The sequence below is a fragment of the Agrobacterium vacciniicorymbosi genome (assembly GCF_040427045.1).
Classification (GTDB): domain Bacteria; phylum Pseudomonadota; class Alphaproteobacteria; order Rhizobiales; family Rhizobiaceae; genus Agrobacterium.
In genome coordinates this window covers 176283-201354 of record NZ_JBETMF010000004.1, presented here as the reverse complement: position 1 = coordinate 201354, position 25072 = coordinate 176283, and the positions used below count along the sequence as shown (strand labels likewise).

Annotated in this window: 22 protein-coding genes and 1 tRNA gene; 13 read left to right on the top strand and 10 right to left on the bottom strand. The window is 57.5% G+C overall.

What is annotated here, in order from left to right; translation table 11 throughout:
- The first annotated feature begins 9 nt into the window (after positions 1 to 9).
- The 7 genes from ABUK73_RS08590 to ABUK73_RS08560 all read left to right on the top strand — a co-directional run bounded on the left by ABUK73_RS08590 (position 10) and on the right by ABUK73_RS08560 (position 8145).
- Positions 10 to 2928 carry a monovalent cation/H+ antiporter subunit A gene (locus tag ABUK73_RS08590; RefSeq protein WP_353576908.1) on the top strand — a complete coding sequence of 973 codons (2919 nt, stop codon included), beginning with the start codon at positions 10 to 12 and terminating at the stop codon, positions 2926 to 2928.
- A complete protein-coding gene (locus ABUK73_RS08585) occupies positions 2928 to 3263 on the top strand; it encodes a Na+/H+ antiporter subunit C (RefSeq protein ID WP_062586443.1) in 336 nt (111 codons plus the stop codon). Before ABUK73_RS08590 ends, ABUK73_RS08585 begins: the two co-directional genes overlap by 1 nt.
- The gene (locus tag ABUK73_RS08580; RefSeq protein ID WP_353576907.1) at positions 3260 to 4906 is read left to right on the top strand and encodes a monovalent cation/H+ antiporter subunit D; all 1647 of its coding nucleotides are present in this window, start codon (positions 3260 to 3262) and stop codon (positions 4904 to 4906) included. Before ABUK73_RS08585 ends, ABUK73_RS08580 begins: the two co-directional genes overlap by 4 nt.
- Positions 4903 to 5391 carry a Na+/H+ antiporter subunit E gene (locus ABUK73_RS08575; protein ID WP_353576906.1) on the top strand — a complete coding sequence of 163 codons (489 nt, stop codon included), beginning with the start codon at positions 4903 to 4905 and terminating at the stop codon, positions 5389 to 5391. Before ABUK73_RS08580 ends, ABUK73_RS08575 begins: the two co-directional genes overlap by 4 nt.
- The gene (locus ABUK73_RS08570; protein WP_113089690.1) at positions 5388 to 5669 is read left to right on the top strand and encodes a K+/H+ antiporter subunit F; all 282 of its coding nucleotides are present in this window, start codon (positions 5388 to 5390) and stop codon (positions 5667 to 5669) included. Before ABUK73_RS08575 ends, ABUK73_RS08570 begins: the two co-directional genes overlap by 4 nt.
- A complete protein-coding gene (mnhG, locus tag ABUK73_RS08565; protein WP_353576905.1) occupies positions 5666 to 6010 on the top strand; it encodes a monovalent cation/H(+) antiporter subunit G in 345 nt (114 codons plus the stop codon). Before ABUK73_RS08570 ends, mnhG begins: the two co-directional genes overlap by 4 nt.
- Before the next feature lie 290 nt (positions 6011 to 6300).
- Positions 6301 to 8145 (top strand): methyl-accepting chemotaxis protein, encoded by a 1845-nt coding sequence (locus tag ABUK73_RS08560; RefSeq protein WP_353576904.1) that lies wholly within the window; start codon positions 6301 to 6303, stop codon positions 8143 to 8145.
- 85 nt (positions 8146 to 8230) lie between these two features.
- On the opposite strand, the gene ABUK73_RS08555 is transcribed toward ABUK73_RS08560, so the two are convergent.
- On the bottom strand, positions 8231 to 11740 hold the full coding sequence (locus ABUK73_RS08555; protein WP_353576903.1) for a hybrid sensor histidine kinase/response regulator: 3510 nt from the start codon (positions 11738 to 11740) through the stop codon (positions 8231 to 8233).
- A 210-nt stretch (positions 11741 to 11950) separates the two neighbouring features.
- On the opposite strand from ABUK73_RS08555, the gene mscL reads away from it, so the two are divergent.
- Complete coding sequence (mscL, locus tag ABUK73_RS08550; RefSeq protein ID WP_353576902.1) at positions 11951 to 12394, top strand: large conductance mechanosensitive channel protein MscL; 444 nt, start codon at positions 11951 to 11953, stop codon at positions 12392 to 12394.
- A 93-nt stretch (positions 12395 to 12487) separates the two neighbouring features.
- Positions 12488 to 13660 (top strand): pyridoxal phosphate-dependent aminotransferase, encoded by a 1173-nt coding sequence (locus ABUK73_RS08545; protein ID WP_353576901.1) that lies wholly within the window; start codon positions 12488 to 12490, stop codon positions 13658 to 13660.
- Between the two features lie 91 nt (positions 13661 to 13751).
- Here the strand turns inward: ABUK73_RS08545 and ABUK73_RS08540 are convergent, their stop codons facing one another.
- The 6 genes from ABUK73_RS08540 to motA form a co-directional block, all read right to left on the bottom strand.
- Positions 13752 to 14201 (bottom strand): hypothetical protein, encoded by a 450-nt coding sequence (locus tag ABUK73_RS08540; RefSeq protein WP_353576900.1) that lies wholly within the window; start codon positions 14199 to 14201, stop codon positions 13752 to 13754.
- Positions 14202 to 14206: 5 nt separating this feature from the next.
- A complete protein-coding gene (flhB, locus tag ABUK73_RS08535) occupies positions 14207 to 15286 on the bottom strand; it encodes a flagellar biosynthesis protein FlhB (RefSeq protein ID WP_353576899.1) in 1080 nt (359 codons plus the stop codon).
- A gap of 127 nt (positions 15287 to 15413) precedes the next feature.
- The gene (gene fliG, locus ABUK73_RS08530) at positions 15414 to 16457 is read right to left on the bottom strand and encodes a flagellar motor switch protein FliG (RefSeq protein WP_113089682.1); all 1044 of its coding nucleotides are present in this window, start codon (positions 16455 to 16457) and stop codon (positions 15414 to 15416) included.
- Positions 16458 to 16484: 27 nt separating this feature from the next.
- Positions 16485 to 17027 (bottom strand): flagellar motor switch protein FliN, encoded by a 543-nt coding sequence (gene fliN / locus ABUK73_RS08525; RefSeq protein ID WP_113089681.1) that lies wholly within the window; start codon positions 17025 to 17027, stop codon positions 16485 to 16487.
- A gap of 66 nt (positions 17028 to 17093) precedes the next feature.
- Positions 17094 to 18053 carry a FliM/FliN family flagellar motor switch protein gene (locus ABUK73_RS08520; protein WP_454892342.1) on the bottom strand — a complete coding sequence of 320 codons (960 nt, stop codon included), beginning with the start codon at positions 18051 to 18053 and terminating at the stop codon, positions 17094 to 17096.
- A complete protein-coding gene (gene motA / locus ABUK73_RS08515) occupies positions 18050 to 18922 on the bottom strand; it encodes a flagellar motor stator protein MotA (protein ID WP_113089791.1) in 873 nt (290 codons plus the stop codon). The genes ABUK73_RS08520 and motA overlap by 4 nt, the downstream gene beginning before the upstream one ends.
- A 253-nt stretch (positions 18923 to 19175) precedes the next feature.
- Between motA and flgF the strand changes: the two genes are divergently transcribed.
- The 4 genes from flgF to ABUK73_RS08495 all read left to right on the top strand — a co-directional run bounded on the left by flgF (position 19176) and on the right by ABUK73_RS08495 (position 23297).
- On the top strand, positions 19176 to 19910 hold the full coding sequence (flgF, locus tag ABUK73_RS08510) for a flagellar basal-body rod protein FlgF (protein ID WP_353576898.1): 735 nt from the start codon (positions 19176 to 19178) through the stop codon (positions 19908 to 19910).
- A 16-nt stretch (positions 19911 to 19926) separates the two neighbouring features.
- A complete protein-coding gene (gene fliI, locus ABUK73_RS08505; RefSeq protein WP_353576897.1) occupies positions 19927 to 21318 on the top strand; it encodes a flagellar protein export ATPase FliI in 1392 nt (463 codons plus the stop codon).
- A gap of 14 nt (positions 21319 to 21332) precedes the next feature.
- Positions 21333 to 21896 (top strand): flagellar protein, encoded by a 564-nt coding sequence (locus ABUK73_RS08500; RefSeq protein ID WP_353576896.1) that lies wholly within the window; start codon positions 21333 to 21335, stop codon positions 21894 to 21896.
- 252 nt (positions 21897 to 22148) lie between these two features.
- The gene (locus ABUK73_RS08495) at positions 22149 to 23297 is read left to right on the top strand and encodes a glycosyltransferase (protein WP_353576895.1); all 1149 of its coding nucleotides are present in this window, start codon (positions 22149 to 22151) and stop codon (positions 23295 to 23297) included.
- Positions 23298 to 23434: 137 nt separating this feature from the next.
- On the opposite strand, the gene ABUK73_RS08490 is transcribed toward ABUK73_RS08495, so the two are convergent.
- From ABUK73_RS08490 to ABUK73_RS08480, 3 genes are all read right to left on the bottom strand, one after another.
- A tRNA-Phe gene (locus ABUK73_RS08490) sits at positions 23435 to 23510 on the bottom strand.
- Positions 23511 to 23864: 354 nt separating this feature from the next.
- Positions 23865 to 24272 (bottom strand): hypothetical protein, encoded by a 408-nt coding sequence (locus ABUK73_RS08485; RefSeq protein ID WP_353576894.1) that lies wholly within the window; start codon positions 24270 to 24272, stop codon positions 23865 to 23867.
- A gap of 190 nt (positions 24273 to 24462) precedes the next feature.
- Positions 24463 to 24954, bottom strand: a complete 492-nt coding sequence (locus tag ABUK73_RS08480; protein ID WP_353576893.1) for a histidine kinase — start codon at positions 24952 to 24954, stop codon at positions 24463 to 24465.
- Positions 24955 to 25072 lie beyond the last annotated feature (118 nt).

The following is a 25072-nucleotide window of genomic DNA, read 5'->3' as shown; positions in this document are numbered from 1 at the left end:
CCCGCCTATATGAGCCTTGAAGTCCTACTTCCCATACTGATTGCCCTGCCCTTCATCGGCAGCATCGTCACCGCCGCGATGCCGCGATATGGCGCCGCGCGCGCGCCCGCAGCGGTGGCCGGTAGCATTGCCTTGTTCGCGCTGCTCACCACCATTTTTCTCTACGGCAGCGTCAAGGGTGGCGCGGTTATCAAATATGACGTCGAATGGTTGCCGCAGCTCGGTCTCAACTTCACGCTGCGGCTGGATGCCTTCGCCTGGATGTTCATCATCCTGATCACCGGCATCGGCTTTCTGGTGGTGCTTTACGCCCGCTATTACATGTCCGCGGAAGACCCCATTCCGCGTTTCTTCGCCTTTTTCCTCTCCTTCATGGGCTCGATGCTGGGCATCGTGCTATCAGGCAACGTCATTCTTCTCTCGATTTTCTGGGAACTGACCAGCGTCTTCTCTTTCCTGCTGATCGGTTACTGGCACCACAACGCAACCGCCCGCGACGGTGCGCGCATGGCGCTGACCGTCACGGGCATTGGCGGCTTTTGCCTTCTGGCCGGTCTGCTGATCCTCGGCCACATGGCAGGCAGCTATGATCTGGACGCTATCATTGCCAAGGGAGGCGATATCCGCGCGCATTCGCTCTATGTCCCGGCACTCGTCCTCATCCTGATCGGCGCGCTGACGAAAAGTGCGCAGTTTCCATTCCACTTCTGGCTTCCCAACGCCATGGCTGCACCGACACCGGTCTCGGCCTATCTGCACTCTGCCACCATGGTAAAGGCGGGGGTGTTTCTGCTGGCGCGGCTTTGGCCGGTTCTGGCAGGAACGCCGGAATGGTTCTGGCTGCTCGGTTTCTGCGGCATCATCACCCTGCTGCTTGGCGCCTACTTCGCCATGTTCCAGCAGGATTTGAAGGGGCTACTGGCCTATTCCACCATCAGCCATCTCGGCCTGATCACCACGCTTTTGAGCCTCGGCAGTCCGCTGGCGGCTGTCGCGGCCATCTTCCACATGATGAACCACGCCACCTTCAAGGCGTCGCTGTTCATGGCGGCTGGTATCATCGACCATGAAACCGGCACCCGCGACATGCGGCGGCTGAGCGGCCTTTATCGCTTCTTACCCGCCACCGCCACGCTTGCCATGGCGGCCAGTGCGGCCATGGCCGGTGTTCCCCTGTTCAACGGCTTCCTGTCGAAGGAAATGTTCTTCGCCGAATCCGTCGAAACCCATGCAGACTCTCTGTTGGACAAGGCGCTTCCCTATGTCGCGACCCTTTCGGGTGCATTTGCGGTCGCCTATTCGCTGCGCTTCATCCACACGGTCTTCTTCGGCCCGCCCCCGCACGATATTCCCAATCCGAAGCCGCATGAACCGCCGCGCTGGATGCGTTTTCCCATCGAGTTTCTGGTTCTTGCCTGCCTGATCGTCGGCATCGTTCCGAGCCTGTCCATCGGTCCCTTCCTGCATTCGGCAGTGCTGTCTGTGCTCGGTCCGCAGACGCCGGTTTACAGCCTGTCGATCTGGCACGGCTTCAACGTTCCCCTGATGATGAGCCTTGTCGCTCTCGTCGGTGGCGTGGCGATCTATGCGGCGCTTGGCGGCTATTTCTCCCGCTGTGAGGATGGCCCGCCGGTCTTCCGCCACCTGCGCGGCCAGCGCATTTTCGAGCGTATCCTCGTTACCGTGTCGTGGAAATGGGCACGCTGGCTGGAAAGCACGCTCGGCACACGCCGCCTGCAGCCGCAACTGCGCATGCTGATCCTGGTGGCGCTGATTGCCGGCTTCTCGCCGCTTGCCGCCTCGACTGTTTCGCTGACGCTGCCCAGCGTCACCTCCTTCGATCCGATCTTTGCCATTCTGTGGGCCATCGGCATGATTGCCGCCATGGGTGCGGCCTGGCAGGCCAAGTATCATCGCCTTGCCGCCCTCGTCATGCTCGGTGTCTCCGGCCTCGTCACCTGCCTGACCTTCGTGTGGCTGTCGGCACCGGATTTGGCCATCACGCAGTTGCTGGTCGAAATCGTCACCCTCGTGCTCATTCTGCTTGGCCTGCGCTGGTTGCCAAAGCGCATGGTCAAGGTGGACAACAACAACGAGCTGCCCTCGCAGCTTCGTCGCGGGCGCGATTTCCTGCTTGCGGTCGCCTGCGGTATCGGCATGAGCGTCATCGCCTTTGCCGTCATGACGCTGCCGGTGCCCAACACCATCGCCAACTACTTCCTCGACAAAGCCTATTCGGAAGGCGGCGGCACCAATGTCGTCAACGTCATTCTGGTGGACTTCCGTGGCTTCGATACGATGGGTGAAATCGCGGTTCTGGCCATTGTCGGCCTGACCGTCTTTGCACTGCTGCGCCGTTTCCGCCCGGCGCATGAAAGCATCGGCATGCCCGAGCAGCAGCGCATCCAGAACGCCTTCGATGCCGATAGCCCGGAACGCAGCAAGGGCGATACCGTGCGCGATTATCTGCTGGTGCCATCCGTCATCATGCAGTGGATGTTCCCCGTCATCGTCACCTTCTCGTTTTTCCTGTTCATTCGCGGCCATGATCTTCCCGGCGGCGGGTTCTCGGCGGGCCTGACGCTGGCGGTTGCTTTCCTGCTGCAATATCTGGCGGGCGGCACCCGCTGGGCGGAAGACCGTATCCGCATCCTGCCGCTGCGCTGGATGGGCTTTGGCCTGCTGATGGCGGCCTCGACAGGTATGGGGTCATGGTTCCTGGGTTATCCGTTCCTCACATCCTATTTCCAGTACACGGACATTCCCTATATCGGCAAAATGCCGACGGCGACGGCGCTGTTGTTCGATCTCGGCGTCTTCTCGCTGGTGGTCGGCGCGACCGTCCTTATTCTGATAGCATTGGCGCACCAATCGCTGCGTAATTACAAGATACGTACGCCCGACGCCGCAAAAGCGGAGGACGCGTAATGGAACTCATTCTCGCCATCGGCATCGGTGTCATGACGGGATCAGGCGTGTGGCTGATCCTGCGTCCGCGTACCTATCAGGTCATCATCGGTCTTTCGCTTCTGTCCTATGCCGTCAATCTCTTCATTTTCGGCGTGGGCGGCATCAAGACCAATGCGCCTCCCCTGCTGCTTGACGGTGTCATCACCTCGACGCTAACGGACCCCGTGCCGCAAGCGCTGGTGCTGACGGCCATCGTCATCGGTTTTGCAACGACAGCGCTCTTTCTCGTCGTGCTACTTGCCGCACGCGGCCTGACCGGCACGGACCATGTCGACGGGAGGGAAACGAAGTGAATTTCCTGCCTTCGCACATCGTCGTCGCACCCATTCTGGTGCCGCTGATAACAGGTGCTATTCTGCTGTTCATCGATGAACGAAAGCGCACCACCAAGGCGGTCGTCAGCGTTATCTCGACCTTCCTGCTGCTTGCCGTGGCCATCGCCCTGTTCGTGGAGGTGAACTCCACCGTTAACACCGAGGTCGCCGCTGTCATCTCGACGGGCGTCTACCTGCTCGGCAACTGGCCAGCACCTTTTGGTATCGTGCTGGTGGCGGACCGCCTGTCCGGGCTCATGGTGCTGCTCGTGGCGCTGTTGGCCATACCCTCGCTCATCTATTCGCTGGCGAAGTGGCACAAGGCCGGTGCGCATTATCACTCGCTGTTCCATCTGATGCTGATGGGTGTCAATGGCGCGTTTCTGACGGGCGATCTGTTCAACCTTTTCGTCTTCTTCGAAGTCATGCTGGCAGCCTCCTACGGTCTGCTTCTGCACGGTTCCGGGCAATTGCGCGTCAAGGCAGGCTTGCACTACATCGCCATCAATCTGGTCGCCGCCCTGTTCTTCCTGATCGGCGTCAGCCTCATCTATGGCGTTACCGGCACGCTGAACATGGGTGATCTCGCCCAACGTATCGCAGGCCTCAATCCAGACCAGCGTATGCTGCTGGAAACGGGCGCCGCCGTGCTGGGCATCGCGTTCCTCGTGAAAGCGGGCATGTGGCCTTTGAACTTCTGGCTACCGTCAGCCTATACCGCCGCATCCGCACCGGTTGCCGCCATCTTCGCCATCATGAGCAAGGTCGGTATTTACGTCATTGCGCGACTATCCTTTCTGCTGTTCGGCCAGACGGCAGGTGAATCCGCCGGTTTCGGACACGATGCTCTGCTGGTGGGTGGTATCGCCACCATCGTCTTCGGCACTATCGGCGTCCTCGCGTCACAGGCGCTTGGCCGTTTGGCAGGCTTTTCAGTTCTCGTCTCTTCGGGCACGCTGCTGGCCGCCATGGGTACCGGTAACCCCACCGTCGCTGCGGGCGCGCTCTACTACCTTGTCTCCTCCACGCTCACCATCAGCGCTTTCTTTTTGCTGATCGAGCTTGTGGAACGCGGGCAGGATGCCGGTGCCAACGTGCTGGCCGTGACCATGGAAGCCTATGGTGACGGCGAGGAGGACGAAGAAGAAGACGAAGTCGGCGTTACCATGCCCGGCACCATGGCCGTTCTCGGCACCTGCTTTGCCGCCTGCGGCATTCTTCTCGCCGGTCTGCCACCGCTATCGGGCTTCATCGCCAAATTCTCCATGCTATCCGCCATCCTCAATCCTTCCGGACTCGGCGCGGACGACAGCGTCTCGACCCTTTCCTGGTGGATCGTTTTCCTTATCGTCTTCTCCGGTCTCGCTGCGCTGATCTCCATGACGCGCGCGGGCATCCGCACCTTCTGGGGTTCGCTGGAAGGCACGGTGCCCCGCGTTCTCGTCATCGAAATCGCACCCATCCTGTTGCTTCTGGGCATGACCTTGGCAATGACGGTCGCTGCTGGTCCCATCATGCGCTACATGCAGGAAACGGCCCGTATTCTCGATCTTCCGGAAAGCTACATCCAGGGCGTGATGACGGCACCGCGTGCCGTTAGCGGACAGGGAGCAGCGCCATGATATCCCGCATTCTGCCCTACCCGCTGCTGACGCTTTCGCTGATCATTTTCTGGATGACGATCAACAGCTTTTCGCCCGGCCATCTGCTGCTGGGAACGGTGGTGGCGATGGTCGCTTCCTGGGCCATGGCGTCGCTGCGCCCGCCAAAACCGCGCATCCGCAACTGGCATCTGGTCATAAAGCTGATTGTCATCGTGCTTTACGATATCATCCGCTCCAACATCGCGGTTGCCTTCATCATTCTGTTCAAGCGTGACCGGAAGGTCAAATCGGGCTTTCTGACCATCCCGCTCGACCTGCGAGACCCAATGGGTCTTGCGGCTCTGGCCGTGGTGCTGACGGCAACGCCGGGCAGCGCCTGGCTGGAATATAACTCGTCGCAGGGCACGCTTCTCATCCACGTTCTGGACGAGGTCAGCGATGCGTACTGGCAGCACCTCATCAAGAGCCGATATGAAAAAATGCTGATGGAGATATTCGAATGAGTTCGGTTATCCTTTTCTGGTCGTTTTCGATCGCCCAATTGTTCCTGGCCATCGCAATGGCCATATCCGTCTATCGCATAGCCATCGGCCCGCGCGCGCAGGACCGTGTGCTGGGCGTGGATACGCTTTACGTCAATTCCATGCTGCTGGTCCTGACCTTCGGGCTTCGCACCGGAAACGACGTCTATTTCGCGGCCGCCCTGTTGATCGCCATTCTCGGCTTTGTGTCCACGGTGGCCCTTTCGAAATTCATGATGCGCGGAGAGGTGATCGAATGAGCGAAGTTGCCGAATTCCCCCTCTGGGCGTCGATCCTCGTCGCCTTCTTCGTACTTCTGGGTTCATCGCTGGCGCTGATCGGCACGATCGGCTTTGCCCGGCTGCAAAGCTTCTATGAGCGTCTGCACGCCCCAACACTCGGCACCAGCTGGGGCACGGGCGGCATCGTCATGGCGTCGATCATATATTTTTCCGTGTCTGGCCAGCGACCGGTCTTCCATGAAATCTTCATCGGCATTTTCATGACGGTCACCACGCCCGTCTCGCTGATGCTTCTGGGCCGCGCCGCGCTCTACCGCGACCGCGCCGAGCAGAATCCCAATAGCCGCCAGAGCCTGTAAGATTACCGCAAGGGCAGACATTGCAAAGCAATAGCAATTGTCTTGCCTTTGCGTGTAACGATCATCACCACCACAGCAAAAGTGATGAAAGATGATAAGCTGTAAAACAGCTTCGAAACACGACATGCGCGATTATTTCTCTAATATTGCAATAATTTCCTATATTTGACTGCTGTCAAATAGGCTGAAAAGCCCAATGTTATCGTGGAGTTACCCCCGCCCAATATTCCCTGAATTTTAACGTTTTTCGTTCATTGTGGCAAAATTCAGTAATTCTCGGGGATATATGTATGGCGAGTTTCTTTTCGAGATCGATCGTTGTTCAGATGGTCTGTCTGACCATCGCGCTCATTTTTCTTGGCATTGTTGCCGTGGGTACCACGACCTATTTTCGTCTGAAAGACGACGTCATGGAAAGTGCACTTCTGGATACGCGGCGCGCGGTCAGAAGCATGGCTATTCTTTATGAGATGAAGGTTGGTGGAGCGACGGTCGCTATTGAAAACGGCGAATTGAAATCCGTTAGCCGTCCCAGCATCGGTACGCTGCTCGATTTCGATCTGGTCGATCGCACCGGCATTGCCAATGGTGGCGTCGCTACCGTGTTTCAGGCACAGGGCTCGGATTTCCTCCGTATCTCCACCAACGTGAAAAACGAAAAGGGTGAACGCGCCGTCGGCACCAAGCTGGCGCTCGACAGCCCGGCCTATGCCAAGATGGTCAAGGGCGAGGCCTATTTCGGTGAGGCCAAGCTCTTCGGCACGGACTACATGACCGCTTATCTCCCGGTCCTGTCCAAATCTGGAACCGCAGTCGGCATTCTCTTCGTCGGCGTGCCCATGACGGTTTATCAGGGCCATATCGATGGTTTGCGCAATATCGTTCTGTGGTGCGGCTTCGGCGTCATGCTGGTCTTCGGTCTGCTTGGCTATTTCGTCATCAACCGCGCCCTGCGCCCCCTCGGTCTTCTGACCAATGCGGTCAAGTCGCTGTCGGAAGGCAAGCTGGATACGGATATCCCCTATACCCAGCGCAAGAACGAGTTCGGCAACATTGCCCGCGCATTGGAAGTCTTCCGTGAAAACGCGCATGAAAAGTTGCTGATTGAAGGCCGTAGCGCAGAAGAGCGCGCCGAGGCAGAAGCCGAACGCGGTCGCAACGATGCCGAAAAGCGCGAAACGGATCGCCAGATCGATTTCGCGGTCACCCAGCTTGCCGGCGGCCTTGCCCGTCTTTCGCAAGGCGATCTGACCCAGACAATCGACTCCCCATTCTCGGGCCGTCTGGAGCAACTTCGTACGGACTTCAACACATCCTTGGCCAACCTCAAGGACGTGCTGGCGCAAATCCGCGAGAGAACGCTGGTCATTCAGCACAACGGCATGGAAATGCGCGAGTCCTCCAACGACCTGTCTCGCCGCACGGAATCGCAGGCTGCATCGCTGGAAGAAACGGCTGCTGCCGTCGAGGAAATCACCGTTACCGTGAAGTCTTCGGCTGAACGCGCCCGTGAAGCCAATCAGGCCGTTCGCGTCACACAAAAAAGCGCCGACAGCTCCGGCTCAGTCGTCAAGAACGCCATCGACGCCATGGGCCGCATCGAAGATGCATCCAAGAAGATCGAGCAGATCATCGAAGTCATAGACGACATCGCCTTCCAGACCAACCTTCTGGCGCTCAACGCCGGTATCGAAGCGGCTCGCGCCGGTGAAGCAGGCAAGGGCTTTGCAGTCGTCGCTCAGGAAGTTCGCGAACTTGCCCAGCGCTCTGCCGATGCTGCCCGCGAAATCAAGACGCTGATCAACCAGTCCACCAATGAGGTCGGCACCGGCGCGCTTCTGGTGCAGGAAGCCGGACAGGTTCTGTCCGACATCAGCCAGCAGATCGTCGTCGTCAGCAAGCATGTCGAGACCATCGCGACCGCCACTGCCGACCAGTCATCCGCGCTTCAAGAAGTCAACGGCTCCGTCAACCAGATGGACCAGATGACCCAGCAGAACGCCGCTATGGCCGAAGAGTCCAGCGCGGCGACCCAGATGCTGTCCGAAGAAGTCGAAGCCCTGCTCGGTCTGGTGCAACGCTTCCGCATTGGCCAGGAAGGTCACCAGCAGGATCGTTACAGCCGCGCTGCTTAAGACCAACCACCGCTTCAGAACCAAACATAAGGGCCGCTCGATCCGTATCGAGCGGCCCTTTTCTGTTCAGCTCTACCGACCCGCCCTACTCCGCAGCCGCACGCGTTACACTGAAGACCTGATTAATATAGGCCCTCAGTGCTGCTGGCCGGACTGGCTTGTGCTGGACGGCAATGCTTTCCTTTTCCGCCTGCGCACGAACCTCCGGCGTTCGATCCGCCGTGATGAGCAGTGCTGGAATGTCTCGCTGGTAAAAGCGCCTCAGGCGCAACACAGCGTCAATGCCGTCGCCATCATCAAGATGATAATCGGCAACGATCATATCCGGCGCGGGGACTTGCGCTTCCAGCATGTGATCGATGGCGGCAAGGGACGCTGCCTGACTGACCTCACAGCCCCAGCCGGACATTAGCAGCGCCATGCCTTCCAATATCTTCGGCTCGTTATCGACACAAAGGATGTGAAAGCCATGCATTTGATTGGTGATGGGCTGCGGCGTGCTCCGCTCCACCGCCTTGTCCGCGCGGCCATGCGCGACCTCGCGTGGCAGATGAACGCGAAATGTCGTGCCCCTGCCCTGAATGGATGAAAGATGAACCGGGTGATGCAGGATGCGCGACAGCCTGTCCACGATAGACAGGCCCAAGCCCAGCCCCGCTGCCGTCTTCGCCCCCTCGTCCAGCCGCGCGAATTCCTTGAAGATGGTGCGGAACTTGGAAGACGGAATGCCGATGCCGGAATCGGTGACCTGAATCACCGCCTCTTTGCCGCGCCGTCGCACGCCGACGATCACCTTGCCGGAAATGGTATATTTGATGGCGTTGGAAACGAGGTTCTGAACAAGGCGGCGCAGCAGATTGATGTCTGACTTCACCGTCAGCGATGTCGGCATGACGATGAGTTCAAGGTTCCGCTCCCGCGCCATCGGGGCAAAATCCGTCTCGATGCGCTTGAACAGATCATTGAGCGATACGGAGGCCATGCGTGGCTTCATGGAGCCGGTATCGAGGCGGGAAATATCCAGCACCGCGCCCAGAATTGTTTCCACCGACTCCAACGCGGAATCGATGTTCTGAACTAATGCGCCATTATCTGACGTGCCCATGCGCTCGACAAGGGCAGACGAATAAAGCCGTGCGGCATTCAGCGGCTGAAGAATATCGTGGCCTGCGGCGGCAAAGAACCGCGTCTTGCCGATATTGGCCTCATCTGCCGCTGCACGCGCTTCCGCCAGTTCGTGGTTGACGCGGGTCAGCTGGCCGGTGCGTTCTTCGACGCGCTGTTCCAGCGTTTCATTGGCCTGTTTCAGCGCCTGGTCACTGGCAACACGCTGGGTTATATCGGTGAAGGTCGCAACGATGCCCTTGTCCGGCATGGCGTTGGAGCGCACTTCGATGATCCGCGCACCGCCCGCCAGCACCAGCGAGAATGGCATGTCCATCGTCAGAAACAGGTCGATGGTCTGGCGTTGCTGGCCGCTATCAATATCACCCCGTTCCTCCAGCATAGCCACGATCTCGTTGAGCGGCAGGCCGACCCTGCCGAACTGCTCCGGCAAATCGAGCAGGGTGCGAAAGCGTCGGTTCCAGATGGTCAGTTGCTGGGAACTGTCGAACACGGCGATGCCCTGATCCATCTGCGCCAGCGCCGTTTGAAGCATGTCCTGGTTATATTGCAGCGCCTCGCTGGCCTGATCCAGCAGCCAGACCGTATCGGCACTGGTGTCCTCTGCCTTCTGCAGGATCAGCGACAGAACGAGCCGCGCCGAAGACGAGCCGATCGCGCTACCCAGCAATTGCTCGGAGAAATGGATCAGCGCCATATCCGCCGGCTGGTCGTCTTCCAGCTTACGTCCCGCGGTTTTTTCATAGGCCGACAGCGAACGCAGCATCCGCTCTTCGCCCAGATAGCGTGCCACCGCCGTTTTCAGGTCGCCTACGCTGACGCGCGTTTTCCAGCCGCGCGTCGCGAATTGCGATTTGGAATGGCGCTTGACGAAAATGCCAGACTGGATGCGTTCCACCGGACGAGGATTGCGCGATAGCGAGCCAAGCACGAAGGCAGCACAATTGATCAACAGGCTGAGCGTTACCGCATTGACCAGCGGATCGGCTCCCGGTCCGCTGAATAGCGTCGTGCCAGGCAAGAGAAAGCTCAGCACAGTCGCCGCAATATGGGAATTATCCGGCCCGCCAAGGCTCGGCAAAAACAGCAGATAGCCCCAGACGACAAAGCCGGAACTGAGGCCCGCAATGGCGCCCCGCGCATTGGCGCGGCGCCAGATCAGCCCACCCAAAAGCGATGGTGCCATCTGGGCAATAGCAGCGAAGGCCAGCAGCCCGATGGATGCAAGACCGGATGCGCTGTCTGCCGCCCGGTAATAGGCATAACCCAACAATAGAACTGCAAAGATCGCCGTGCGCCGAATGTTGAGCAGCGTCTTGGCGAAATCATCGCGATGCGAGGAGCGGTTCAACAGTTTCTGCCGCAGGAAAATCGGCATCAGAATGTCGTTGGACACCATGATCGACAGCGCGACAGAGGCGACGATGACCATGGCCGTTGCCGCAGAGAAGCCGCCGATGAAGGTGATGAGCGAGACCACCGGCATCTGGTTGACCAGCGGCAATTGCAGCACATAAAGGTCCGCGTCGCCGGTGCCACCCAGCGTCAGCAGACCGGCAATGGCAATGGGCAGCACGAAGATGTTGATGGCGATGAGATAGAGCGGAAAGAGCAGTCCCGCCATGCGCAGCTCATTCGGCGTGCGGTTCTCCACCACTGTGACATGGAACTGGCGCGGTAGCAGGATGATCGCAAAGGCCGAGAGCAGTGTCAGCACAATCCAGCGGCTGATCGGCGTCTGGTAGGACATGGCCTGCATGACCTGACTGTTTTCGGAGGCGAGCTTCCAGAGCTGTGAAGGACCATCGAACAGGAAGAACACGACATAGACGCCCGCCGTGCAGATGGCGACCAGCTTGACCACCGATTCCATCGAGATAGCGAGGATCAAGCCGTCCTGATGTTCGGTTGCGTCCGTGTGGCGGGTTCCGAAAATCACCGCAAAGCCCGCCATGACCACCGTCACCAGCAGAGGCAGATCGAGAAAGTAGAGATTGCCGCTGCCGATCCCGTAATCGCTCGGGTCCACCATTGCGGCAACGGAATTGGACACGGCTTTCAGCTGAAGCGCGATATAGGGGATCGCGCCGACAAGGGCGATGATCGACACCAGCGTCGCGACCGTCGGGTTCTTGCCGTAACGCGCCGCGATGAAATCGGCGACCGATGTCAGCTTTTCGGCCTTGGCCAGTTCCACGATCCGTCGCAGGATCGGCATTCCCAGCGTGAAGGCGAGAATGGGACCGGTATAGATGCCGAGGAATTCCAGCCCGCGTTCGGATGCGAGGCCCACCCCGCCGAAATAGGTCCATGAGGTGCAGTAGATGGCAAGGCTGAGCGCATAGACAATCGGCCTGCCCCGGTTGGATGGGGTTTTACGACGGCTCTTGCGGTCGCCATAACTCGCCACTGCAAAGAGCAGCAGAATATAGGCGAATGCCGATCCGAATATGATCCACCCAGGAAGCACTTGGCTTTTCTCTCCCACCATCCTCTTGGCCAAGCATAGGATAGTTCCGGGAAAATGAGAATTGCCCGGGACTTGGCATAAAGTTTAAGACGGTGGAACCAACCAGCTTTTTGCTTCGTATATCTGCACATTCGAAAATTGAATGTTATTATGTGTTTGCCGTGGCAGCGCGCTCCGGCTGAGAGAGGGCTTCAAAGAGGGACATCTGGAATGCTCAACGAGTTTAAAACGTTTATCGCCCGCGGCAATGTCATGGACCTGGCTGTGGGTGTCATCATCGGCGCGGCCTTCAGCAAGATCGTCGATTCGGTGGTCAAGGATCTGATCATGCCGCTCGTCGGCGCCGTGTTCGGTGGTTTCGATTTTGCCAACTACTTCCTGCCGCTCAGTTCGACAGTGACGGCAACGTCGCTGGATGCTGCGCGCGCACAGGGCGCGGTTTTTGCCTATGGTAATTTCATCACCGTCGTCATCAACTTCCTCATCCTGGCCTGGATCATTTTCCTGATGGTCAAGGGTGTGAACACGCTGCGCTCGTCGGTCGAGCGTCAGAAAGTCGAGGAGAAGAAGGAACCGGCACCGCCACCGGAAGACGTGCGGCTTCTCATGGAAATCCGCGATCTGCTGAAAAACGCCGATACCAGTCGCGTCTGATCCATCAGTAAAATCCGTGGTCTCTTCACGGAAAATCATGCACAGTAGGCTTTTCATGCGTTAAGAAGGCACTCAAACGGAGTGCCTTTTTTCATGTCGGTTCTGCAAAGTCTAAGTGCCCGCTCTCTGGCAACGCCGGAAAGCGGTATCGTCGAAGTCAAGAAATACGCCCATGCCCGCGAAAACCTGCTGCCACTCTGGGTCGGCGAAGGTGATCTGCCCACACCGGCATTCATTGCGCAGGCAGCAGCCGATGCGCTGACCGGCGGCGAGACATTCTACACATGGCAGCGCGGCATTCCGGAACTGCGCGATGCGATGAGCCGCTACTACCAGCGCCACTTCTCCGCAAATCTGTCGCCCGAACATTTTTACGTCACGGGCTCGGGCATGCAGGCCATCGTGCTTGCCGTCCAGGCGCTCACCTCTCCCGGTGATGAACTGGTTTACATCACGCCGACATGGCCAAACATCGTGGCCGCCATCGGCGTTGCGGGCGCAAAGGCCGTGCCTGTCGGTATCGATTTTGAAAACGGCAAATGGGATATCGACGTCGCCAAGCTGGAACAGGCGATTACGCCGAAGACCAAGGCGCTGTTCATCAACACGCCCTCCAACCCCACGGGCTGGACGGCGACGCATGACAATCTGCGCGATATTCTGGCGCTTGCCCGCCGCCACGGTCTGTGGATCATCGCCGATGAGATCTATGCGCTGTATCACTATGCCGATGCGCGCGCGCCATCCTTCCTCGATATCATGGAAGAGGGTGACCGCATCATCTTCGCCAATTCCTTTTCCAAGAACTGGTCCATGACCGGTTGGCGCGTGGGCTGGCTGGTCGCCCCGCCGGAGATCGGTCAGGTCATCGAAAACCTCATCCAGTATTCAACGTCGGGCGTTGCGCAGTTCATGCAGCGTGGGGCCATTGCTGCACTTGACGATGGCGATGATTTCATCAAACAGAACTTCGCCCGGGCCGCCAAATCCCGAGATATTCTTTGCGATGCGCTGATTGCGACCAACCGCGTCGAAACGCTGAAGCCCGATGGCGCACTCTACGCCTTCCTGAAAATCGATGGGATCACGGACAGCCGTGCTGCCGCCTTCGATATCGTCGATAAGGTCGGTGTCGGACTTGCACCCGGCACAGCCTTCGGGTCTGGCGGCGAGCTTTTCCTGCGCGCCTGCTTCCTGCGCGATCCGGTCCAGATCGAAGACGCAGCCGTTAGACTGTCGAGCTATATTCTCGGCAAAAACATCTGACAGAAACATATCGCCACCGATAATCGATCAAGATCATCGGTGGCGTTGCAATCAGCAAGGCAAAGCTTGTCTAGACGCGCTACGCGTTAGATCAGTGCGTGGCACTGGCCGCAGGCTTGTCCCGGTCGCGATAGAACGAGGCGTGGCGCAAACTATCCTCCAGAAACGCCGTATTTTCGTTCGGGTCACTCGAAGGGTTCTGGAAGTTGATGTAGTTGATGTTGACGCCGGCATGGTCCTTTTCCAGCATCAATTGCGCATAGATGGTCACGCCTTTCGGCTTGATTTCCAGATCCAGCGTGATGGACGGATAGGTGTCCCAGTCCAGCTTGTAATCGCCGCCGATTCCAAAATAGACCGTGCCTGGATGGAAGTAGAGCTCAGCTGCCGAATCAACCAGATCCGACAGGCTGCTATAATATTCGAACTTCAGAAGGGAGATCAGGTCTCCCGCATCGATCAAGCGGAGCTCGGCAGCCACAGGGCCGATTGCACGAGCCAAAATTTCTTCTCTTTCAGCCGAATATGAGCATTTTTTCATATTGATCAGTTTACCCGTCTTTTGTTTTGGCGTGCGGCGTAAACCTTGTGAATCAGTTCCGCCACGGCCTTATAAAATACTGACGGGATGACACTATCGACCGAGACTTGCGCAAACATGGAGCGGGCGAGTGGCGGGTCTTCAAAAATCGGTATTCCGTTTTCGGTCGCGATCTCTCTGATTCTCAGAGCAATCAAATCCTGACCCTTGGCGACCACGATGGGCGCGTCGCTTTCTTCCTTCACATAGCGCAGCGCAACGGCATAGTGGGTCGGGTTGGTAATGACGAGGGTGGCGCGTGGCACACCGTCCATCATTCTGCGGCGGGCGCGGTCACGGGCAATCGAACGCTGACGGGCCTTGACCACCGGGTCACCCTGCGATTGCTTGTATTCGTCCTTCACTTCCTGCTTGGACATTTTCTGCTGGCTATGCCAGCGATAATTGGCCCAGAAATAGTCGGCCACAGCCAGAATGCCGGTCGAGAAGAGAACGACGACCACCATCTTCTTCAGAACTTCGAAGCCGGTGGACATCATGGCGTGCGGGTCAGTCATCAGGGCATCGAGAAGGCGGTAATAATCAGCCTTCAGCGTCATCACCATAATGATCGCGACGACGACCACCTTGAACAGCGACTTGCCGAAATTGACCAGACCGTCGACGCTGTAGATTCGGGTAAAGCCCGCAATAGGCGATATTCTGGATGCCTGAGGAGTAATCCGGTCCAGCACGAATTGCGGAAGATTCTGTGCGAAGGATTGGCCAAGGCCGAAAACGATGAACAGGATCGCGGCGGGCAGAAGCATCACGCCGACTTCCTTGGAAAGATGCAGACCGAGCGACACCATGTCCGCTGCGGTGTTCAGCCGCCATTGCTCGGGACGTTCGAGAATGTCCTCGAGCGTCTCACCCAGTCTCTTGATTCCATCAGGCACGAAAAAAACGAGGTAGACGTAGAAGGCGAGCGTCGAGGCAAACAGCGAAGCTTCGTGCGATGAGGGGACATTACCCTTCTCCTCCGCGTCGCGTAGTTTTTTCTCTGTTGGTTCTTCTGTTTTACTGTCTTTGTCTTCGTCCGACAAGACACGTCCCCTCAATAGAAAAAAGCCCGCCGGAACTGGCGGGCCGTTATTGACAGGGTATAGAGGGGCGCTTCGCCCCGCAAGCCGCCTCGGCTGGCCACACAGGTTTTATAGGCCCGTGAGGCTTTTAGGCAGCGGCTGACTGATCGGCAGGCGCCGCTTCCTTCAGCAATATCTGGCCCGAATTGGCCAGACGGATGGCTTCCTGCGCAACGGCGCGGCGGGCAATCGCCACTTCGCGCGTGTTGAGCGATGCTGTCGGCACGGCAAGATCGGATTCGATCATGCGGCGCTGACGTGGGCTGATGCTGGACAGCACACATTCCTTGATCTCTGCCGTGGCGCCGCGAAGCGCCATGGTGAGAATGTCCGCCGACACATCGTTGAGCAGCGAAACGCGGCTGCGCTGCGGCATGTACATGAGATCTTCGAAGAGGAAGATCTTCGGCTTGACCTTGTTTGCAGATTCCTTGCTGAGCGTTTCGAGCGAGCTGAGCAGGGTATCGACCTGCGGCTTGTCGAGTTCGTTCATCAGGTCTGCAACCTTTGCGGAGCCGCCTGCATTGCGCTCTGCTTCGAGTTCCGCGATCAGCGTTATGACGCGCTTTTCGATGATCTGTGCGGCGGCGGGGCTGACTTCCTTCATGTTGACCGTACGGTTCATGATGTCGGCGCGCTGCTCGTCCGGAATGGTCAACAGCACCTTTGCGCCGAAGGAGGATGGGAGCATGGAGAGGATATAGGCGATGGTCTGCGGATGCTCGCGCATCAGGAACTTGCCGATGAACTGCGGGTCCGCATCCTGAAGCTGGTCCCAGATGGATGCTTCGAACGCCTGGAAAGCGGCACGGCGGCCCAGAAGACCGTCAACCTCTTCCGGTGTCAGACCTTCTTCCAGAATGCTTTCGATGGCCTTGGCATTGTCCATGAGGCCAGTGCCTTCGGTGAACAGGTCTTCAAATTCCGCCACGATCTGCGCGAGCTCGTCTGGCGGAATGACGCGGAGTGTCTGGGCCGAATTGATGATGGTCTGCAACTCGGCCTGCGTGAAAAACTTGAGGAGTTTTCCGGCCACGCCTTTTCCCATCGCCAGCAGTACGGCGGCGGCTTTATCAGCCTGAGACAACGGCTTCCCAGCAATTGGGTTACCGAAATCTTCAAAGTCCATCATGGTCTTTCCTCTCCGTCCCCACAGGGATTAGGCTTTCTTCGTACTCATCACTTCGATCAACTTCACACCGAAACGCGTATCGTCGTCTTCCAGCACGGTGATTTCGCCGCGTGCGATGCAGCGGCCATTCACCATGATATCCACGGGCTCACCGATCTTGCGCTCAAGCGCGATCGTTGCACCCTCTTCCAGACCCATCAATCCCGAAACCAGCATGCGGCTGGTGCCGAGCACGATCTGGACATCAATTGGAATATCCATGATCAGATCGAGGTTGTCGGACAGTCCGCTACCCAGCGGCGACGGCGATGAGGCCAGCGGTGCGGATGAGGAGCCGAAATCCGACATGCCGAAGCTGTCTATTCCGCCACCGAATGCCGCCAGATCGTTGCCAGCCGGCTCGGCACTTGCCGAACCGAAGTCACCGAAATCGCCAAAATCCCCAAGCGATCCTTCCGAATCACTCTTCAGCACGCCGCGCAGATCGCCAATCGCCTGATCCAGATCGCCTGTATCATCAAGCGAAGGCAGCAAATCATCGTCGGTCTTTGGTGTCTTTTTCGTAGCCATGCGCTAATTATTCCCTTTGAAACTTGCGTCAAGCTGCCCACGCCTCCAGGGAGGCATGTTCAAGATTTAACCCATCAAATGTCTTAGAATTTCATCGTCCGTGCTGACGTTGTTTTTCACACGAACCGTGTATCTGTCCCCTGCGCGACCAAACTCGCAGTTGTACATATTGGCGCCATTGGCGCTGACCTCGACGCAGATATCGTCCTGGCGGATATCGCGGAAGGGAATGACATCGCCTTCCACCAACCGCGAGATCGTTTTCAGCGTCAGGCTCTGCAGCCTGATCTTGGCTTCCAGCGTCACCTGCGAACGCTTCACCTGTTCGGAGATCATCTCCATCCACTCTTCCTGCTTCTTCAGCGCCTGCGGCGATGGTTTCGGCGCAACGATGGTGGTTTTCAAAAGCGTGCGCTGCGGAATGACCATGGCGAATTCGGACGAGACCTTGCCGATATCGACCTTGAGGCGGACCAGCATGCCGAACTGCGCAGCGATAGCCTCTTCGAAGGCGCTCTTGCCATTGCCGTTGAACGGCGGGTCGATGGTTGGTTCGAAACCACCCGGTGCATTCACCGCCGAACGCAGAACGTCACCCACGCGGCCCATGACGAGGGCGGCGAGGTCGAGCTCGATCTGCGATAGCGCGCGAACTTCCGGCTCCATGATCGTATCGGGTGCCGCACCCAGCATGCGCTCCATCAAAGCCATGATGAAGGCTGTGCCGGTGGCCAGCATGAAGTTGGGGCACCAGTTGCGCAACGAGCAGTCGGCCACGGCAAAATCCTTGCCGAGCTTCTGGATGAGATCGGTCATCAGACCGGATTCGCAGCCGACATAATCGACGTCGATGCCGATGCCCGTCTCGCTGTGGAAGATATCCGGCAGGAAGTTGCTGTAAATCTGGCCGATATCGGCACCGATCTTGGCAACCTTCTTGCCGTCGCCCAGGCCACCCGTCAGCTTTGCGAGAAGCGCCGGGTCCATTGCCGTGACATTCGTTTGTGCAGCATTTGCCATCATCAAGCCGCCTTCTGGTCGCCGCCCGGGTTCATCATTTCCTGCTCTACGGCATCGATGGATGGACGCTCGTAACCGGAAATCGTCTTGCGGCCATATTCGAGCGCGACCTGTGGCACCGAGCCGTTCATATAGGCCAGCAGCGTCTGCTTCACGATGATGTAGAGGCGGTGCTGCTTGGTGCGCACGATCTTGATCTGCGACGTCAGCGGGTTACAAATCGAGTAGGACAGAATGATGCCAAGCATGGTGCCGACGAGCGCTGCACCGATGAGGCCACCGAGAACGGCAGGCGATTCGTTGATCTTACCCATGGCCTTGATAACGCCGAGAACGGCGGCGACGATACCGATGGCCGGGAAGGAGTCACCCATCGCGGTGATGGCGTGATACGGCTTCAGCTTGTCGTGCAGGATAGTCTCGATTTCCTCATCCATCAGCGCTTCGATTTCATGGCTGCGCGCATTGCCGATGATGATGAGGCGAACGTAATCACAGATGAAGGATGTGAGTTCCTTGTTCTTCAAAACCGACGGAGCGGTCTGGAAGATGGAGGACTCGTCCGGGTTATCGATGTGAGCTTCGATCTCGTTGCGCGATTTCGTGCGCAGATCGCGCATCAGCGAGTAGAGAACACCGAGGACGTCGAGGTAATTGCGTTCTTTCGGCACTGAGAACTTGAACGCCTCGCCAATGGCTTTACCGCTGTCCTTCACCACCTTCATCGGGTTGGCCATGATAAAGCCGCCGAGGCCAGCACCGCCGATGATGACAAGCTCAAACGGCTGGAACAGCACGTCCAAATGGCCGCCCATGGCCATGTAACCGCCGATAATACAGCCGAAGGTAATGACTAGTCCGATAATAATGTTCATCTGAAGCTCGCGTCTGATGCCAATTTCGCATGTCAGGGATATGGGACATGCCTTGTGCGAGGCTGGCTTGAAAGCCGGAGTTGCAGAGTTTGTCTCCGGCCACGCCTTTTCAGAGCCCTCCGCTTTTCTCTCTTCTAACCAAGCTGCCACTCAAAAGCTTCGCACAAGCAAGCGTCCCTAGTTTGGGGAACACTATGCGGGTGACGTGTCGTTGCGCGCCCACCTTTCTTAGAGTTCCGCACAGGAGACCGACATGCAGTCTGGTATTTACGTAGGCATTTCCTCCCAGATCGCACTGGAGCGCCGCCTTACGACCATTGCGGACAACATCGCCAATATGAACACGGTCGGCTTTCGCGGTACGGAAGTGAAGTTTGACCAGGTGATGAGCCAGACACGCAACGATCTCAAGGCAGACATTTCCTTCGTGACGCAGGGCAGCGACTATCTGTCCACCCGCAATGGCGAAATGATCCAGACGGGCAACTCCTTCGACTTCGCGCTTAAGGGTGATGGCTGGTTCGGCATCAACACTCCCGCAGGTCAGGTCATGACCCGCGATGGCCGCTTCTCAATGGCAATCACCGGCGAGTTGGTGTCCACACAGGGCTATCCGGTGGTAGATGCCGGTGGCGCGCCCATTCAGCTCAACCCGGCAGCCGGTGAGCCGACCGTCGGATCCGACGGACGCATCATGCAAAATGGCACGACCGTTGCCCAGTTGGGTCTTTTCACTGCCGATGCGACCAAAGGTTTCATGCGCTATGAAAACAGTGGCGTGATCTTCTCACAGGCACCGCAACCCGTGGTCAACGATTCCTCTGTCGGCGTCGTTCAGGGTTATGTCGAACAGTCCAACATCAATCCCATCAACCAGATGACGCAGCTCATTCAGGTCAACAGGGCTTTCGAAGGCATCTCCTCGCTGATGAAATCCACCGAGGATTCCTTTTCACAGGCCGTCCGCACCCTTGGTGGCGGGCAGTAACCGGCGCTTGATGTAAATGGAAACCGAGATCCAGCCGACCATCTTTCCGAAACTCGAAGCCCTGGCACAGATGCTGGACGCGCAGATGTCGTCCGGCATGCCCATGTCGCGCGGCGGACGGGTCAGGACCATCGCCGCTGGCCACTACACGGTCAGCGGGCTTTCGGAACATGTCCGCCTTGGCGAATTCGTGGTCCACAAAAGCGCCACGGGCCTGCATCTGGGCGAAGTCGTTCGCGTTGAGCCGGACCTGATCTATGTCTGCGCCATCGAGCCGGGTGACCCCATCGGCGTCAACGATATTGTGCTGCGCGAAGGCGAATTCCGCGTCGAACCAGACGATAGCTGGTGCGGGCGCACCATCAATTCTCTGTGCAAGCCCATCGATAACAAGGGCCCGCTGACGAAGGGGCCGAAGAAACGATCCGTGATGACGCTGCCGCCGCCATCCATGACACGCAGCCGTGTGGACACGGGTTTCCGCACCGGCGTCAAAGCCATCGATATCTTCACACCGCTCTGCCTCGGCCAGCGCCTTGGCATTTTCGCGGGCTCGGGCGTCGGTAAATCCACACTACTTTCGATGCTGGCCCGTGCCGATGCCTTCGACAAGGTCGTCATCGCGCTTGTCGGCGAACGAGGCCGCGAAGTGCGCGAATTCATCGAGGATACGCTCGGTGACAACATGCAGAAATCCATCGCCATCGTCGCCACCAGTGACGAAAGCCCGATGCTGCGCAAAATGGCACCGCTGGTTGCCATGACGATTGCCGAACATTTCCGCGATAAAGGCGAAAACGTCCTCTTCATCGCAGACAGCATCACCCGTTTCGCCCACGCCATTCGCGAAGTGGCGATTGCCGCCGGAGAGCCACCGATTGCGCGTGGCTATCCCGCATCGGTCTTTACCGAACTGCCGCGCCTGCTGGAGCGCGCAGGTCCCGGCGAAGAAGGAACAGGCACGGTCACCGCTATCATCTCCATTCTGGTGGATGGCGACAACCACAACGACCCGATTGCCGATTCGACCCGCGGTATTCTCGATGGCCATATCGTTCTGGACCGCTCGCTTGCGGATGAGGGCCGATATCCACCCATCAACCCGCTGGCGTCGATTTCCCGCCTGTCCCACAAGGCATGGACGCCCGACCAGCAGAAGCTGGTCTCGCGGCTGAAGTCGCTGATCCACAATTTTGAAGAAACCAAGGATTTGCGCCTGATCGGCGGCTATCGACCCGGCGTGGACGCCGAGCTCGACATGGCGGTCAGGCAGGTTCCTTTCGTTTACGACGTGCTCAAGCAATCCCCCGGCGATGCCACAGTCATCGACGCCTATGCGGAACTTGCCAACGCACTCAGAAACGCTCCGGTCAACAACCAGCCAGCGCCCGTGCAGCGGCGGGGGTAATGATGATGAAATTCATGAGACAAAGACAGACCAAAGAAACCAGTGACACCGTTGAGCGCAAGGCCCGGCAAAGACGTTCGATACGCGACTTCGACCGGTTCCTGACCGGCGGCCTCATCATCGTGGCCGGCGCGGCTGCCGCCCTGCCGTGGTATGTCTTCTTCAACCCCGAAAAATTCGGCATCAGCGGTGCAGGCTGGGAAGCGCTGAAAAACGTGCCTCAACGCCAGGGTGGCGGGGTCGATACGGTGATCCCCCATTTCGACGAAGGCCTCACCTCCAATGGCCGAAAAGATATACCCACTCTCGATCTCGACGCCCTGACGACAGCAGCCGTGCAGACTGATGGCACTGGAAAAAACACCAATTCCGATGGAAAGTCTCAGCCCTTCCCGGGCGGCACCCGTTTCAAACTGCTGCATGTCTCAAATGGCCGCGCACTGATCGAAGACAAATCCGGCATGTTCCTCGTCCAGATCGGCTCAACCCTGCCCGACGAGAGCAAGCTTCTCTCAATGAGCAATGTCGATGGCAAATGGCAGATCGTGACATCCTCGGGCGAGATGTACACGGAGTGATATCCGTCTGCGCATCGCCTTCTCCAGACAGGGGACGCGGTGCGAAAAGCCGTTTTAAACCTGAGCTGCAAATCATCGGGAACGCTGGATAAAGGCTGGTGACGAAGCTGCACGTCGTGTGCGATGGCACTGCTCCAGCGCTTATGAAATAAATTTACGAAATACTTATTTTTTTATCGACTACTGACGGGCGTTAATTCATAGCTTGTCCGCCTTGGGCGTCCATTTTCCGTCGGTATCAAGAGAGTTATAATGAAAGTCGCTGTAGTTCATGACTGGCTCCCTGTTTTCAGCGGTGCGGAGCAAGTATTGTCGGCAATAATGCAAAGCACCGGGCCGAGCGATCTCTACACATTATTTAATTTCTTGAACGACAGCGACTTGAAGAAAATCGGCGCCAAGGAAATTTTCACGAGTTATCTTGATCGCCTCCCTCTCCGAGAGAATTATTATCGATACACGTTTCCCTTCTGCCCTTCTGCGATAGAGAGTTTTGACCTGGCAGACTATGATTTGGTTCTGTCGTCCAGCGCAGCCTTTGCCAAGGGTGTCATCGTCCACCCCCATCAACGCCACATAGCCTACGTCCATACCGCCGTGCGCTACGCCTGGGACCAGACATTTGAATATATGCGGCGGACATCCATGTCCAAGCTGCCGTTCGGCCCAATATTACGCCATTCACTCCACAAGCTGCGTATTTGGGACGTCAGATCGGCGCATGGAGCGGATGTGCTGCTCGCCAACTCTTCCGTCGTCCAACGGCGTATAGAGCAAATTTACGGACGTCGTTCCTACGTCCTGCACCCTCCCGTCGATGTGGATAGTTTCCCGATTCAGACGGAAAAGGATGATTACTACGTCTGCGCTTCGCGGCTCGTCCCCTACAAGCGCTTCGATCTTGTCGTTGACGCATTCAAAGACATGCCAAACCGCAAACTGATTGTCTGCGGCGACGGTCCGGAACTAAACCGGCTCAAAGAACGCGCAGGACCAAATGTCACCTTCACCGGTCATCTGCCGCGCGCTGAACTCATCAAAACGATAAGCCAGGCGAGAGCATTTATCTTCCCGGCCTACGAAGATTTCGGCATCGTCATGGCAGAAGCTTTGTCTGCCGGAACTCCGGTGATTGCATATACGCGGGGCGGCGCCCAAGACATCGTCGTGCCTCACGGGGAGCGCGATGCGACCGGCGTGCTGTTTCCAACACAAACCGCAAAAGCAATTGTCGATGCCGTGGATCAGTTCGAAAGCGCCCGCAACGAATTTTCACCGGAAGCCTGCCACGCCCGCGCCAATCTATTCGCGTCCCACAACTTCAATCGCAAGCTCGATCAGTTCATTGCATTGACGATGGACAAGAATTTCTCGCGCGATACTTTGCTGACTGTTGAGTAGGGTTGGTGAGTGAGGTAATTGGAGAAGTCTTTTGGTGAGTTACATACCGGAGACCAGCCAAGCACTCTCGAGAACGCAAGCGCCCTATCAGCGGGAATATTATTTCCAAAACACACACTTTCGCTGATGAAGAAAAATGGTGCCCGAAGGCGGATTTGAACCACCGACACGCGGATTTTCAATCCGCTGCTCTACCAACTGAGCTATTCGGGCACTTCAGGCTCTGACGAACCATCGCTTTTGGTAAGCGCCGGAGAAGCTTGCTGCCCCGGAAGTGAGCGGGGTTATAACATCTTGTTCGGCCATGGCAAGCGCTTGACGAAACTTTTTTGACAGTTTTTTTGAAGCGCCTGTGGATGGTTGTTGCAAGGGTCTTTTCTCATGGCGAGATGGTCCAATGTGAGCCTGAAACTTTCTCCGGACGGAAGGGCGCAAAATGGAAAACCTCATCCTTCTAGGCCCTTACGGGCACCTAAGGATGCGATGTGCTACGTTGCGACTTTCCCAGCATGTTAGATGGTCTGTACGTCAACGACCATAAACGTGTCGCCAAAATGATGAAGCGCATCACTTCGATCCGGCGGAGAGCCCCAGCGCAAAAGGCACTGCTGCGACCAGAAGCGCCATGATGGGGGACGAGGCGAAGATACGACCGGCGAGTGAGGTGATGGCGACCGATCGGACGACGGGGAGCCAGTTTGCTATATCGGCGCTGTGGTGGGATTGTTGGGGCTGGGCTTTGCGGGAGGATTGTGCGGCCTGAAGCTTTTCTACGTCCTTGCGGATGGCGTCGATCTGCTGGCGAAGCTCATCGACTTCTTTGCGCAACGATGCGTCAATGGTCTTCTTTTCGGGAGCTTTGGCGCGGGCGGCGGGCTTTCTGGGTGTTGTGCTCATGTCGTCTTCCAGTTCAGAAAGTTCGTCTTCAAGATCGGATGGTTTGTCGAAACCATGGGAACGTACCGGCGCCCTCATTCAATTTTCCTCTCGCATAAACGCGTAATGACGCCGCGAACACCGCGGCCTGGATGGATAGTCTGCAAACGCGGGACATGAGAAAAGGATGCAGCGTTCCGGTCAATCTGGGAGGCAAAATCAAAAGGCCCGCTTGCATGCCAGCGGGCCTTTCATAGAACAGTATGTAAATCGAGCCCTTCGGCAGGGCTTATTTCACTGGCTTCAGCGATTGTAGAATGCTGACCAGTTCCTTGTGGTGTGCATCCTGTGTGGCTTTCGTACCCCAATAGGTCACGACCAGCATCTTGCCTTCTCTTGGCGAGGCAAAGCCGAGGGAAACGTCAACCGGGCCGTCTTCATCCTTGCCATCGAATTCAATGCTGCCGAATCTCATGCCGTTGATATCGACATCGCCGGAATCGGACTTCGAACTGGCATCGATTTCCACGCCATTATCCGTCAAAAACTTGATGGCATCGTCGATGACCTTGTCCATGGTCTTGTCGCTGGCAACATCGATGGAGAAGTAGATCGCAGCATCAGGCGAAGTGGCGTCAATGCCGGTTTCGGTTTCCTTCGGGCCCCAATCGTCAGGGATTTTGACCGATGCTATGGGCGCTTCGCTGGGAAACTTGAGTGTTTCTGCCTGCGCAAAAAACGGCGCCAGCGCAAAGGCGGCGGCCAAAATGGTTCTTTTCATGGGAAAGTCCTCTGGGATTGAGGCGCTTAAGATTGGGTGGCAAAGGTGCCCCAGCCGTTGCCAAATTCGATATAAAGGAAAAGCCGTTATTATGTCATCATAATAATCTCAAGTAATG